This is a genomic window from Nocardiopsis sp. NPDC049922 (genome assembly GCF_040660275.1).
GTDB lineage: Bacteria > Actinomycetota > Actinomycetes > Streptosporangiales > Streptosporangiaceae > Nocardiopsis.
The window spans coordinates 59,054-72,386 of sequence record NZ_JBFAME010000012.1; the positions used below are offsets into that span (position 1 = coordinate 59,054).

Consider the following 13,333-nt stretch of genomic DNA (forward strand, 5'->3'; position numbering starts at 1 on the left):
CGGTACAGCCATGACCGACGACCTTCCCGACGCGGACCGGAACCCCGACGGGGCCGCACGTTTCTGGGAGCGCCTCTACACCCAGCGGGAGGAACGGCACCGGTCGAGCCGCCCCAACCCGATTCTGATCGGGACCGCGGGCGCCATGGCGCCCGGCACCGCACTCGACCTGGGCAGCGGTGAGGGCGGGGACGCCGTCTGGCTCGCCGCCCAGGGCTGGCGGGTCACCGCCGCCGACATCTCCGCGACCGCCCTGTCCCGCGCCACCGCGCACGCGGCCGCCGCCGGCGCCGCCGTCGCGCGGCGACTGACCGTCGAACGGCACGACCTCGCCCGCACCTTCCCGGCGGGCACGTTCGACCTCGTCAACGCGCACTATCTACAGACCCCGTTCGCCCTTCCCCGGGCCCGCGTCCTCCGCCAGGCCGCACGGTCGCTGACGACCGGCGGCCTCCTCCTCATCGTCGACCACGGATCCGAGCGCCCCTGGTCCTGGAGCTCCGGCCAGAGCACCCGTTTCCCCACTCCGGGGGAGATCTTCGACGCGCTCGCGCTGGACCCCGCGACCTGGCGGCCCGAGCGCCTCGACACCCCCCAGCGCGAGGCCACAGGGCCCAGCGGAGAGACCGTCACCGTCACCGACACCGTCATCGCGGTGCGCCGCCTGGCCCCCTGACCACCCGCCGCCACCGGCACCGCCCCTTCCGTCTCCGAGGAGAACACCGATGCCCGACCTGTTCAGCCCCACGACCGTCGGCACATGGACGCTGCCCAACCGGATCGTCATGGCGCCCATGACCCGAAGCCGCGCCGACTTCCTCGGCGTCCCCGGTGCGGCCACCGCCGTCTACTACCGGCAGCGGGCCACGGCCGGCCTGATCATCACCGAGGGAGTGCAGCCCAGCGCGGTCGGACAGGGCTACGCGAACACGCCCGGCCTGCACACGCCCCGCCAGATCGAGGCGTGGCGCGACGTCGCGTCGGGGGTGCACGAGGAGGGCGGCCGCATCGTCGCCCAGATCATGCACGCGGGACGGATCGCCCACCCGGGCAACAAGAACGGCCACGAGACCGTCGCGCCCAGCGCGCTCGCCGCACCCGGCGAGATCGTCACTCCGCGCGGCCCGCGCCCGTACCCGGAGCCGCGCGCCCTGGGCACGGCGGAGATCACGTCAGTCGTCCGGGAGTACGCCGACAGCGCGCGGTCCGCCGTCGAGGCCGGACTCGACGGCATCGAGCTGCACGGGGCCAACGGCTACCTGATCCACCAGTTCCTCGCACCGTCCGCCAACCGACGCTCCGACGTCTACGGCGGGTCCGCGACGGCCCGGGCGCGCTTCGCGATCGAGGTGGTCGCGGCCGTCGCCGAGGCGATCGGCGGCGAGCGCGTGGGACTGCGGCTCTCCCCGGGCGTGAACCTGCACGGAGCGATCGAGGACGACCCCGACGAGACCGCCGCGACGTACCGGGCGCTGGTCGACGCGATCACCCCGCTGGGGTTGGCCTATCTGCACACCGTCGGTGACCCCGACGCGCCAATGCTCACGGACCTGCGGGCCCGTTTCGACGGCCCGCTCGTCATCAACGACGGCTGGCACCCGGTGACCGACGCCGCCACGGCCCGCCGGTACGTCGAGAGCGGCCGGGCCGATCTCGTCGCCGTCGGCCGGGCCTTCATCGCCAACCCCGACCTCGTGCGGCGGTGGCGGACCCACGCCCCGGTCAACGAGCCCGACCCCGCGACCTTCTACGGCGGCGGCATCCGTGGCTACACCGACTACGCCGCGCTGTCCGACTGATCGCACCCCCGCACCTCGGCGATCGCGAGGGCGGCGGTGGTTCGTCACCGCACGGGGCCGCCGCACCGAACGGCTTGAGACCGCGCGCGGCGTCCTGCGCGGCGAGTGCTCCGAGGGGCCCCTCCCGGGCCCGGCCCCGGAGTCCCTACCCGTGCTCGGGCGGGGACTCCGGCAACCCGAGCAGCGCGAAGTGCTCGCGACCGACGAAGGACGTCAGCGCGCACACGCGGTCCCCTTCCAGCGTCAGCACCGTGACCGACCACGCCGTGTACGCGCCCTCCCCGGCGTCCCACAGGTACCCGGCGACCGCCGGTTGACCGTTCGCCTCGGTCGGCAGGGTCCGCCAGCTCCCGCACCCGGTGATCGGGACCCGCACGGCGAAGTCGGTGACGGCGGCGAGCCCCCGGTACCAGTGCGGCATCGGCGGCATCGACCAGGTGACGTCCTCGGTGAGCAGGGCGACGAACACGTCCACGTCGCCGTTCTCCAACGCGGACGAGTACCCCTCCACGATCTCCCTCAGCCTCGCGTCGCCCACCTCCCGGAGGGTCCGCTGCTGCGTACGGGCGGGAACCCGCTCGGCCACGGCGCGGCGCGCCCGCTGCAGGGCGCTGTTGACCGACACCGTCGTGGTGCCCATCGTCTCGGCGATCTCGGCCACCGAGTACCCCAGGACCTCGAAGAGCAGCAACGCGGCGCGCTGGTTGCCCGGCAGGTGCTGGAGCGCCGCGACGAACGCGAGTTCCACGGCCTCGCGCTGCTCGTACCTGGCGTCCGGGGTCGTCGGAAGGGCGTCGAGACCGGTGTCCGGGTAGGGGCCGAGCCACGCGAGCTCGGTCCGCGGCGCGTCGCCGACCACCGCCCCGTCGCTGGCCGGTCCCAGGTCGACGGGCAGCGCCCGCCGCCCGCGTCGCTCGGTGGTGTCGAGGCACACCCGTGTGGCCACCGTGTACAGCCACGAGCGGAGGGAGGACCGCCCCTCGAAGCCCTCCAGACCGCGCCAGGCCCGGACGAGGGCGTCCTGGAGGGCGTCGTCGGCGTCGTGCGCCGAGCCGAGCATGCGGTAGCAGTGCGCGTGGAGCTCCCGGCGCAGGGGAGCGACGAGGCGGGCGAACGCGGCGTCGTCCCCGCCGCGCGCCTGGTCCAGGTCGTCGTCCCCGCCGGACGGGGTGGTCGTGTGGCTCACGGACATCGATTCTGCTACACACCGACGACACCCCTCCACCACCGGACGGCTTGTGGAGGGGTGTCGCGTGCGAAGGGAGAGCCCCCGGCGACCGGATGGACGGAGGACCACCGCGGCCGCTGGAATGACCGGCGCGCGGGGCCGCCGGGGGCGTGTGGGACCCAACCCCCGCCGGAGGGTCCCACGGTCGGGGAGCGCCGCGTCAAGGATTCCCGCCCCTGTCAGCGTTCCCCGGTTCCTGGGGCTGGTGTCAGCCGGTGTAGTTCGGGTTCACGGGCAGGGGGTTGGCCGCTCCGGCCGCGGCGGCACTCTCCTGTTCTTCGTGCCACGCGACCTCCTCTTCGAGATCCCTCAGGAGCTCCGAGCAGTCCTCCATGGACTCGATCTCGAAGTCATCTTCCTGCAACCCGATGGCCTCGGCGAGGTCCAGGACCTCCGCCCAGCACTCTTCCAGCTCATCGTCATCCAGGTCGGGGTTACTCGGCTCGGGGCTCTCCTCAGGAGCCTCGGACTGCGCGGGGGAGGGCGCCTCCGACGGCTCGGGAGACGGAGCATCGGACTGCGCGGGAGACGGGACGGGCGGCGCCCCGTCGTCGGCCAGAGCGGGCGAGGCCCCGAAGAGTGTCACCGCGGCGGCTCCGGCGGCGAGGAACACGTGCTTCAGTCGCATGATCGACCTTTCGTTGTGGTGTCTGTGGTGGTTCACGGCGGGCGGAGCGGTCTCCGCCCGCCTCCGGTCCCGGCTCCGCCCCCGTATTCGCGGAGCCCGGACCACTCCTCACGCGGAGATCTCGACCGGGGTGCCGATCGGCAGGTTCTCGGCCATCCAGGTGATGTCCTCGTTGGCGACCCGGATGCAGCCGTGGCTCACCTGTCGTCCCAGGGCGTCCTCGTCGTTGGTGCCGTGCACCGCCAACTGGCCGGGACCGCCCGCGAAGGTCTCCAACGTCTCGGAGAACCCGCTGAGCCCGAAGGCGTAGACGCCGTAGGGCCCCTCGGGGTCCGGAGGCTGGAGCAGCTCGGTGAAGTAGTAGCGGCCCTCCGGGGTGGGCGTCTCGCTCTCCCCGGTGCCGATGACCCCCGAGCGCACCTCCTCCCCTCCTTCCAGGACGGTGAACGCGAACCCGGTCACGTCGATCTCCACGCGGTAGTCGGTGTTGGTCAGCGTCACCTCGTCCTTGCGCACCCATCCGGTGCTGCCGTTCGGACGGATCGGCAGGAGCACCTCCAACCACTCGCCGTCAACGCTCTCGACGAGGAACGTCCGGTCCGCACCGAGCTCGTTGGGGTTCGCCAGCGTGTCGAGGACCTCGTCCCCGCCCGCCTCGGTACGGATGTCGATCGAGTCACCGATGACCGTGACGATCCCGGCCCCGGTCTCCCCCGCTTCCACGGATCCGGCGGGGGAATCCCCTCCCGCCTCGTCCGAGGCGGGGGACGAGCACGCCGTGAGGGCGGCCAGGAGTGCGGCCGTCACCAGCGGCGGCAGGGCCGCGCGCGGTCCGGGCCGGGTCGGGCGCGGAAGCAGCGAGGATCGACGCATGGGAACCATCCGGGTTCGTGTGGCGGGAGTGCCCCCGGGCGGTGGTCCGCTCCGGGGGCGTGTGGGACTCGTCCGGCTCGGTGTCGCCCGGTCGGACGGTCATGAACTCTGGCGCACGAATGTGTGGATCCTGTGTGCTCGCCGTGTGGGAACCGTGTTCTGACCTGGGGGCCGTACCCGGGCCCCGTTCGGCGGTGTCCTCGCCCCGGACGGCGCGGCATACGATCAAGCCGCGTCAGCGTTCCCACGAGCGAGCGGAGGACTCCCGTGTGCGCCCATGTGCTCGTCGCCGAGGACGACGCGAACCAGGCCGACCTCATCCGGCGTTATCTGGAGCACGAGGGCCACGTCGTGCGCGTGGTCCACGACGGCCGCGCCGCGGTCGCCGAACACCACCGCGATGTCCCCGACCTGGTGATCCTGGACGTGATGATGCCGGTCATGAGCGGGCTGGACGCCTGCCGCGCGCTGCGCGCCGAGTCGGACGTCGCGGTCCTGATGCTCACCGCCCGCTCCACCGAGGAGGATCTGCTGACGGGCCTCGACCTCGGCGCGGACGACTACGTCACCAAGCCCTACAGCCCGCGCGAGCTGATGGCGCGCGTGCGCACCCTGCTGCGCCGGTCCCGCCGCCGTGTCGAACGGGCCGACCGCGTCATGCGCGCGGGGCCGCTCGCGGTCGACCCGGACCAGCACACCGTCGAGCTCCACGGCGCCCCCGTCGACTGCACCCCCGCCGAGTTCCAGCTGCTCGCGGCGCTGGCCGCCCAGCCGGGGCGGGTGTTCAGCCGGGCGCAACTGCTGGAGTACATCCACGGCGTCAGCCGCTTCATCACCGAGCGCACGATCGACGTCCACGTGATGAACCTGCGCCGCAAACTCGAACACGACCCCCGTAAGCCCGCCCTGCTCGTCACGGTCTACGGCGTCGGATACAAACTGGACGGCTCGGTCGATGGCGCGCCGTAGGGGCGCGCTGCGGCACAGTCTGCTCGCCCGCATGCTGGCGAGCTCCGTGCTCGTCGCGGTCTGCTCCATCACGGCGACCGCGTGGCTGGCGGTCCAGGGAACGTCGGAGTCGATCGGCTCGGAGCAGGGCGAGACGCTGGCCGCCGACACCCGTATCCACGACACTCTCGTCGGCTACGCGGCGACCCACCCCGACTGGGAGGGCGTCGACGCGACCGTCGACGAACTCGCCGAGGAGACGGGGCGGCGCATCGTTCTGGCCACGGAGAGCCGACGGCTCCTCGCCGACTCCGAAGCCGGATCCGAGGCGCCGCTCCCGCCGCGCGCCTCCTCGGTCGTGGACCCGCTCGCGGTGGACGTGACCCTGGTGTCGGAGGGGTCAGACCGGGTCGACGCCCGGGCGGTCGGTCCGTTCGCCCTCGACGACGAGGACGTCGAGGACCTGACGGTCCTCGCCGAGGTGGGCGTCGAGTGTCTCCGTGACGACTGGGGGATCGAGGGCACGGTGGCGTCCGCTCCGAGCGGCCGCCCGTACGTGCTGATGGCCAACATCGGTGAGGATGGCGCCGCGGAAGCGGCGGAGTACTGCGTGTTCGAGGAGCTGGAGGAACCCAGGGAGAGCGAGAGGACCGCGCTGGAGCGGCTGACCGAGCTCACCGGGAACTGCCTGGACACCGACGCGCCCGAGGTCGTGTTCCGAATGGACTGGTCCACGGGAACGGCCGTGGCCTTCCCCCTGTGGGACTCGCCCGAGTACGAGCCGGGCGACGACGCCCGTGCGCCCCGGAACCCCTCCCCTGGGAACGACCCCGACTGGCCGCCCGAGGAGGGGGTCCCGTCGTTGGAGCCCAGCGCGGGCCCGCCCGAGGACGCGTTGCTGGAGTGGGAGGAGGAAGAGGCGGCGAGGCGGGCCGAGGAGGAGGGCGGATGGGCGCAGACCCCGGTGGCGAGCGACTCTCCCGACGGCTCAGGGGTGCTGGGGGATCCGAACCCTCCGATCGCGACGGTCTCCCCCGAACTGGACCAGCGCTCCGCCGACTGCGTCGCCGATGCCCGCCGCGAGCTGCTGCGGCCGTACGTGGCCCCGGCGGCCCTTCTCTTCATCGACGATCCCTCCACCGACTCCGCCGCCGCGCCCTCCCTCTCGCGCGAGGGCCTGCTGCGGGTCTCCGGTGTGGTGCTCCTGGTGCTGGTGCTGACGGTCGGGGTGAGCGTGGCCGTGTCGACGCGTCTGGTGCGCCCCGTCCGCGCGCTGACGGACGCGGTGACGCGGATGCGTCAGGGGCGGGGGGCGGCGCGGGTCGAGGTGAGCGACTCCGGTGAGATCGGTGAACTGGCCGCCGCGTTTAACGAGATGTCGGAGCACCTGGAACAGTTGGAGGACCAGCGCAAGGCCATGGTCAGCGACGTCTCCCACGAGTTGCGGACGCCGCTGAGCAACCTGAGGGGATGGCTGGAGGCCGTCCAGGACGGCGTGGCCGACCTGGAACCGGAGCGCATGGAGATGCTGGTGGGCGAGACCCTGCTGCTCCAGGACATCATCGACGACCTGCGGGACCTGGCGCTGGCCGACGCGGGCAAACTCCGGCTGTCGCTGGAGCTGGTGGAGGCGCGCGCCCTCGTCGAACAGGTCGCGTCCAGCTACCGGCTGCGCGCGGACGAAGCCGGGCTGGGGCTCGTCACCGAGACGAGCGAGGTCGTGCTCAGGGCCGACCGCACACGGCTGTTCCAGGCCGTGGGCAACCTGCTCGGCAACGCCCTGCGGCACACGTCGGAGGGCACGGTCACCGTGCGCGTCCGCGCCGAGGGGGACGACGCGGTGTTCGAGGTCGCCGACACGGGGACGGGCATCGCCGCCGAGGACCTGCCGTACGTGTTCGACCGGTTCTGGCGGGCGGAGAAGTCGCGCAGCCGCCAGACCGGAGGAAGCGGCCTGGGACTGGCCATCGTGCGCAACCTGACCGAGCTGCACGGCGGGCGGGTCTCGGTCGAGAGCACCCTCGGCGAGGGGACGACGTTCACGCTCCGGCTCCCCTTGGTGGGGCCCTGACGCCCGCTCACCGACCGATGGCACGGGGGCGCTCCCGGGGCTGGTCGTGCTCCATCGGCGGTTCAACGACCGGCCCGCGACGGGTCGCCGCCGCGCCGCCGCGCTCGGAGCCGTCGCATGCCGAGCCGACCGGCGCCGGAGCCGGCCGGCGGGCGGCTCACCCGAGGGGAGGAACTCCCACCGGACGCTCGTAGATGTACTCCAGGCCGTCGGTCTCGTCCCACTGCTCGCCCACGTGCGTGAAGCCGAACCCGGCGATGGTGGCCAGGGACGCGACGTTGTCCGGGCGGATCGACGCCCGCACCGTGGTCACCCCCGGGGAGGCCGCGGCGCGGCGGATCAACGCGGCCACGGTCGCCCTCGCGTAGCCGCGTCGGCGGTGTTCCGGGAAGACCGAGTACCCGATCTCGACCATGCCCTCGTCGTCGGGCGGCCCGTGGAACCCGCCGTGGCCCACCGCCTCCGGCTGGCCGCCCGGGTCGTCCGCGTCGACCACCGCGTAGGCCAGCCATCCGGCCTTCCCGGGGTCCTCCGTGAGCTGGGTCAGGCGGAAGTCCCACAGCCAGCGCTCCACCAGGAACTCCGCGCCGAACCCGACCCCCGCCAGCTCACCCGCCTTGACCAGGTCGCCGTCCACCAGCGCCGACAGGATCTGCGCGGTCAGGTCCACCAGCCGTACCCGCCGGGCACCGGGTCCCACACCCTCGGAGCCCCTGTCCGCATCCGTCATGGTCCGATCCTTCCCCTTCTGTCCCACGCACGATAGACGCCCCGCGCGGAGTGTCCCCCGCCTCGTGCACAATGGCCGCACGCCCGTGCCCACCGCCGTCCGAGGAGTGCCATGTCCGCCACCACCGCACCCGTGGACCAGCGCTGCGCCTGGGCGCGCGGCGCGTCGGACCTGATGCTGGCCTACCACGACGAGGAGTGGGGGCGCCCCTCCCACGACGACCGGCACCTGTTCGAGATGCTCGTCCTGGAGGGCGCCCAGGCCGGGCTGTCCTGGTCCACCGTGCTCGACAAGCGCGAGAACTACCGGCGTGCCCTGGACGGCTTCGACCCCGAGACCGTCGCCGCCTACGACCAGGCCCGGCTGGACGCCCTCCTCCAGGATCCGGGGATCATCCGCAACCGGCTCAAAGTCGCCTCCGTCGTCCGCAACGCCCAGGCCTTCCTGCGCGTACGCGACGAGTACGGCGCCTTCGCCGACTACCTGTGGGGCTGGGTGGACGGCTCCCCGATCGTCAACCGGTTCACCGACATGTCCCAGATCCCCGCGAGCACCCCCCTGTCCGACCGGATCAGCAAGGACCTGAAGAAGCGCGGGTTCACGTTCGTCGGCACGACGATCACCTACGCCTACCTCCAGGCCAACGGGCTGGTCGAGGACCACCTGGTCGGCTGTCCCGCCAAGCCCGCCTGACGCCGGACCCGGCGGGCCCGGGTCAGTCGGCCCCGCCGTCCACCGGCGCCTCGCCGCGCGCGAGCGACCACCGCCGCGTCACCCCGATCTCCTCCAGGAACGCGTGGTCGTGGCTGGCCACGAGCAGCGCGCCCCGGTAGTCGGCGAGCGCGTCCACCAGCTGCCGCTGGCTGTCCAGGTCCAGGTTGTTGGTGGGCTCGTCCAGGACCAGGAGCTGCGGCGGTGTGTCGGCCAACAGCAGCCGGGCCAGGGCGACCCGGAACCGCTCTCCCCCGGAGAGGTCGGCGGCCCGCTGGTCCACCCGGTCCCCGCGCACGAGGAACCGGGCCAGGCTGGCCCGCACCTCGTGCGGCGTCGCCGTCGGCGCCCCCGCGCGAACGTTGTCCACCACGCTGAGCTCGTCGTCCAGGACGTCCAACCGCTGCGGCAGGTACCCCATCCGGTCCACGGCCCGGACGACCTCGACCCGCGGATGCGTCCCCCGGCCGACCACCGCCCGCAGCAGCGTGGTCTTGCCCGAACCGTTGGGCCCGACGAGCGCGATCCGTTCCGGTCCGCGGACGTGCAGCCGCCCGTCGCCGGGGGTGCGCAGCTCCAGGACGTCGCGTCCGTCCGGGACCTCGGTGTCCGGGAGGGAGACCCGGATCGTGGCGTCGTCGCGCACGGCGTCCTCGGCGCGGACGAGTGCGTCGCGCGCCTCGACCAGCTTCCCCTCCTGCATGATCCGGTGCTTGCCCGCCGCCACCTGGGCATCGCGTTTGCGCTGCTTCATGACGACGCGCGGTTCGCGCTTGGTGTCGTACATCTTCCGGCCGTAGCGCTGCCTCCGGGCGAGCTTGACGTGCGCGTCGGCCAGCTGCCGCTTCTCACGCCGTACGTCGGCCTCGGCCACGCGCACCGTGCGCCGGGCGGCCTCCTGTTCGGCGGCGAGCTGCTCAACGTGGTCCGAGTAGTTCCCGCCCCACACGCGCAGCGCCCCCTCCCTGAGTTCGGCGATCTGGTCGACGCGTTCGAGGAGCTCGCGGTCGTGGCTGGCCACGATGAGCACCCCGCGCCAGGAGTCGACGGCGTCGTGGAGCCGTTCCCGGGCCGCGCGGTCGAGGTTGTTGGTCGGTTCGTCCAGCAGGGTGACGGCGGGTCGGCGCAGCGCCAGGCCGGCGAGCGCGACCAGCATCGTCTCCCCGCCCGAGAGCGTCCCGACGGGCCGGTCCAGCGGAGCGCCCCCGTCCAGGTCGACCCCGAAGCGCTCCAGCTGGGCGAGCGCCCGTTCCTCCACGTCCCAGTCGTCTCCGACGGCGTCGAAGTCGGCCTCGGTGCCCCGGCCGCCCTCGATGGCGTGCAGGGCCGCGCGCGCCCGGTCGACGCCGAGCAGTTCGGCGACCGTGCGGCCGGTGTCCAGGGTGACGCCCTGGTCCAGGTAGCCGACGTCGCCGCTGACCGACACGGTGCCCGAGGACGGGACGTTCGCTCCGGTGATCAACGTGAGCAGCGTCGACTTGCCGCTGCCGTTGCGGCCGATCAGCCCTGTCCGGCCGTGGCCGAAGGCGGCGTCGAGGTCGGTGAAGACGGGGGTGCCGTCGGGCCAGGCGAAGGTGAGTCGTGAACAGACGACGGAGAAGGACATCCGGACCTCCCGGGGTCGGTGGAGAACGGCTGGGGACCTGGGGTTCGGATGACTCGGCCCATCGTGATCTCCTCCTCGGAAGGTCGATTGATGCGACGTTCGTCGCGTTAGTGACTATGACACGTGCGATCCTCAAATGCAACTACAGTTGCATTATGACCTCGAACACGCAGACCCCAGGCGGCTCCCGCCCCGGCGGCCGGACCGCGCGCAACACCGCGGCGGTCCTCCAGGCCACCCTCGACGAACTGGGCGAACACGGCTACCACGGACTCACCGTCGAACGCGTCGCCACCCGCTCGGGTGTGCACAAGGCCACCGTCTACCGGCGTTGGGGCGGGGTGGACGGACTCGTGTCCGCCGCCCTGGAGTGGTCCACCGCCCACGCGTGGGAACCGACCCGCACGGGCGACCTGTACACCGACCTCCTCCGTCTGGCAGAGACGGTCGCCCGGGGGTTCGCCGACGCGCCCGAGAGCGATCTGTCGACCGCGTCCATCGCCGCCGCGATCTCCTCGGCCACCGTCGCCGAGGCCCTGCGCGCCTTCATGGCCGACCGGCACGCACGCGCGGCCGTCGTCGTCGAGGAGGCCGCCGCCCGGGGCGAGGTCCCCGAGGACACCGACGCCCACGAGGTCGTCAGGGTCGCCGTCGCCCCCGTCTACTACCGGCTCTTCGTCAGCCGCGAACCGGTGACCGCCGCCGACCTCCGCCGCGCGGCCCGCACCGCCGCGGACGCCGCCGCACGAGGGCTGCTCACCACCGACCACCGCACCGGCTGACCGCCCTGACCTGCTCGAACGAAAAAACCCGAAAAAACCTGGGCCCCACGGGAATTCCTCGGGCAGAGCCCTCGTTCGCTGTGTCGTACGATGTACGGCACGGTGTACGACAGAAGGGAGCCCGATGCCGACGACACAGCACGCCGTCAGCGCGCGGGGTCTGGGCAAGCGCTACGGGAAGACCTGGGCCCTGCGCGGCTTCGACGTGGACGTCGCCCACGGAAGCGTCCGGGGCCTGCTCGGACCCAACGGCGCGGGCAAGAGCACGGCCGTCCGGATCCTCACCACCCTGCTGCGACCGGACGAGGGCCGTGCGGAGATCGCCGGGTTCGACGTGGCCGCCCAGGGCGAACAGGTCCGCTACCGGATCGGGCTCGTCGGCCAGAACGCCGCCGTGGACGAGATCCTCAGCGGACGCCAGAACCTGGAGATGTTCGGCCGCCTCTACCACCTGGGCGCCCGATCCGCCCGGCGCCGGGCGGACGAACTCCTCGAACGGTTCGGGCTGGCGGACACCGGCACCACACCGGTCAGCGGGTACTCCGGTGGCATGCGCCGCCGCCTCGACCTGGCCGCGAGCATGATCCTCACGCCCCCGGTCCTGTTCCTCGACGAGCCCACCGTCGGACTCGACCCCCGCGCGCGGGGGGAGGTGTGGGCGGCGGTGCGCGGGCTGGTCGACGACGGCACCGCCGTGCTGCTCACCACCCAGTACCTGGAGGAGGCCGACCAGCTCGCCGACCGGGTGTCCGTGATCGACTCCGGCCGGGTCGTCGCCGAGGGCGGCCCGACCGAGCTCAAGGAGCGCGTGGGCGGGGACCGGCTGGAGGTCGTTGTGCGCGACGAGTCCGCCGTCCCCGAAGCCGTCGCGCTCGTGCGACGGCTGACCGGTTCGGAGTTGACGGTTCAGGAGGGGACCCGACGCCTCAGCGTCGAGGTCGACGACCGCGTGGCCGCCCTGACCCGGGTCGTGACCGCCCTAGAGGAGCGGGGCACGTCCGTCGAGGACGTCTCCCTCCGCCGTCCCACCCTCGACGAGGTGTTCCTGCACCTCACCGGTGACCGCGACGACGCTTCCGAGGAGGTCGTGAGCCGATGACCACCGCGTCCACGACATCCCGTGCCGACACCCCGGTCCCCATGTCCCCGCCCACCGGGGCGGCCCGTCTGGGCTGGGCGCTGGCCGACGGGTGGACGGTCACCCGCCGCGACCTGACCCACTGGCTCCGCCAGCCCTGGCAGGTCGTGTTCGGTCTGCTGTTCCCGATCCTCATGGTGCTGGTGTTCGGCTACCTGTTCGGCGGGGCCATCACCGTCCCCGGCGGCGGGGACTACCGCGAGTACCTCATGCCCGGCATGTTCGCCATGACCATGGTCTTCGGCCTGAGCGAGACCGTCCTGGCGGTCGTCCACGACACCTCGCGCGGAGTCACCGACCGGTTCCGGTCGATGCCGATGGCGCCGAGTGCCGTGGTGGTCGGCCGGTGCGCGGCCGACATGCTCAAGTCCACGGTCACGCTGGCCCTGCTGGTCGGCTGCGGGCTCCTGGTGGGCTGGCAGTGGCACGGCGGTCCCGGACCGACCCTCGCCGCGTTCGGCCTGCTGCTCCTGCTCCGTTTCGCCCTGGTCTGGGTCGGTGTCTACCTGGGGCTGGTGATGAAGGGCGAGGGCACCGTCGCCGTGCTCCAGACCCTGGAGTTCCCGCTGGGATTCCTGTCGAACGCGTTCGTGGCCACCGCCACCATGCCGGTGTGGCTGGGCGTGGTCGCCGACTGGAACCCGTTGTCGGCCACCGTGGGGGCGACACGCGACCTGTTCGGCCACGCCGGGTTGGCCGCGGACGGCTGGATCGCGCAGAACGCGGTCACCATGGCCGTGGTCTGGCCGCTCCTGGTCGTGGCCGTGTTCGCGCCCCTGAGCGTGCGGCGCTTCCGCGCCCTGAGCGGATGAACCCCGT

General features: G+C 72.7%; 13 protein-coding genes. 8 read left to right on the top strand and 5 right to left on the bottom strand.

Features of this window, described 5'->3' with window-relative positions; all coding sequences use genetic code 11:
- Nucleotides 1-10 precede the first annotated feature (10 nt).
- Nucleotides 11-676, top strand: coding sequence for a class I SAM-dependent methyltransferase (locus AB0I72_RS21230; protein WP_358571368.1), 666 nt, complete (start codon nt 11-13; stop codon nt 674-676).
- Nucleotides 677-725: 49 nt separating this feature from the next.
- Nucleotides 726-1,799 carry an alkene reductase gene (locus AB0I72_RS21235; RefSeq protein ID WP_358571370.1) on the top strand — a complete coding sequence of 358 codons (1,074 nt, stop codon included), beginning with the start codon at nt 726-728 and terminating at the stop codon, nt 1,797-1,799.
- A gap of 145 nt (nt 1,800-1,944) precedes the next feature.
- Here the strand turns inward: AB0I72_RS21235 and AB0I72_RS21240 are convergent, their stop codons facing one another.
- The 3 genes from AB0I72_RS21240 to AB0I72_RS21250 all read right to left on the bottom strand — a co-directional run bounded on the left by AB0I72_RS21240 (nt 1,945) and on the right by AB0I72_RS21250 (nt 4,537).
- The gene (locus tag AB0I72_RS21240; protein WP_358571372.1) at nt 1,945-2,985 is read right to left on the bottom strand and encodes a sigma-70 family RNA polymerase sigma factor; all 1,041 of its coding nucleotides are present in this window, start codon (nt 2,983-2,985) and stop codon (nt 1,945-1,947) included.
- Between the two features lie 250 nt (nt 2,986-3,235).
- On the bottom strand, nt 3,236-3,655 hold the full coding sequence (locus AB0I72_RS21245) for a hypothetical protein (protein ID WP_358571374.1): 420 nt from the start codon (nt 3,653-3,655) through the stop codon (nt 3,236-3,238).
- Nucleotides 3,656-3,763: 108 nt separating this feature from the next.
- The gene (locus AB0I72_RS21250; RefSeq protein ID WP_358571376.1) at nt 3,764-4,537 is read right to left on the bottom strand and encodes a L,D-transpeptidase; all 774 of its coding nucleotides are present in this window, start codon (nt 4,535-4,537) and stop codon (nt 3,764-3,766) included.
- Between the two features lie 258 nt (nt 4,538-4,795).
- Between AB0I72_RS21250 and AB0I72_RS21255 the strand changes: the two genes are divergently transcribed.
- Complete coding sequence (locus AB0I72_RS21255) at nt 4,796-5,497, top strand: response regulator transcription factor (protein ID WP_358571378.1); 702 nt, start codon at nt 4,796-4,798, stop codon at nt 5,495-5,497.
- The gene (locus AB0I72_RS21260) at nt 5,484-7,547 is read left to right on the top strand and encodes a HAMP domain-containing sensor histidine kinase (protein WP_358571380.1); all 2,064 of its coding nucleotides are present in this window, start codon (nt 5,484-5,486) and stop codon (nt 7,545-7,547) included. The genes AB0I72_RS21255 and AB0I72_RS21260 overlap by 14 nt, the downstream gene beginning before the upstream one ends.
- Nucleotides 7,548-7,704: 157 nt before the next feature.
- Here the strand turns inward: AB0I72_RS21260 and AB0I72_RS21265 are convergent, their stop codons facing one another.
- The gene (locus AB0I72_RS21265; RefSeq protein WP_358571382.1) at nt 7,705-8,277 is read right to left on the bottom strand and encodes a GNAT family N-acetyltransferase; all 573 of its coding nucleotides are present in this window, start codon (nt 8,275-8,277) and stop codon (nt 7,705-7,707) included.
- A 111-nt stretch (nt 8,278-8,388) separates the two neighbouring features.
- Between AB0I72_RS21265 and AB0I72_RS21270 the strand changes: the two genes are divergently transcribed.
- Nucleotides 8,389-8,970, top strand: coding sequence for a DNA-3-methyladenine glycosylase I (locus tag AB0I72_RS21270; RefSeq protein ID WP_358571384.1), 582 nt, complete (start codon nt 8,389-8,391; stop codon nt 8,968-8,970).
- A 22-nt stretch (nt 8,971-8,992) separates the two neighbouring features.
- On the opposite strand, the gene AB0I72_RS21275 is transcribed toward AB0I72_RS21270, so the two are convergent.
- Nucleotides 8,993-10,594, bottom strand: a complete 1,602-nt coding sequence (locus AB0I72_RS21275; protein WP_358571386.1) for an ABC-F family ATP-binding cassette domain-containing protein — start codon at nt 10,592-10,594, stop codon at nt 8,993-8,995.
- 155 nt (nt 10,595-10,749) lie between these two features.
- On the opposite strand from AB0I72_RS21275, the gene AB0I72_RS21280 reads away from it, so the two are divergent.
- From AB0I72_RS21280 to AB0I72_RS21290, 3 genes are all read left to right on the top strand, one after another.
- Nucleotides 10,750-11,376: a TetR/AcrR family transcriptional regulator gene (locus AB0I72_RS21280; protein ID WP_358571388.1), complete on the top strand. Its 627-nt coding sequence runs from the start codon at nt 10,750-10,752 to the stop codon at nt 11,374-11,376.
- 124 nt (nt 11,377-11,500) lie between these two features.
- Nucleotides 11,501-12,475, top strand: a complete 975-nt coding sequence (locus AB0I72_RS21285; RefSeq protein ID WP_358571390.1) for an ATP-binding cassette domain-containing protein — start codon at nt 11,501-11,503, stop codon at nt 12,473-12,475.
- A gap of 41 nt (nt 12,476-12,516) precedes the next feature.
- Nucleotides 12,517-13,326 (top strand): ABC transporter permease, encoded by an 810-nt coding sequence (locus AB0I72_RS21290; RefSeq protein ID WP_358571528.1) that lies wholly within the window; start codon nt 12,517-12,519, stop codon nt 13,324-13,326.
- Nucleotides 13,327-13,333: the final 7 nt, after the last annotated feature.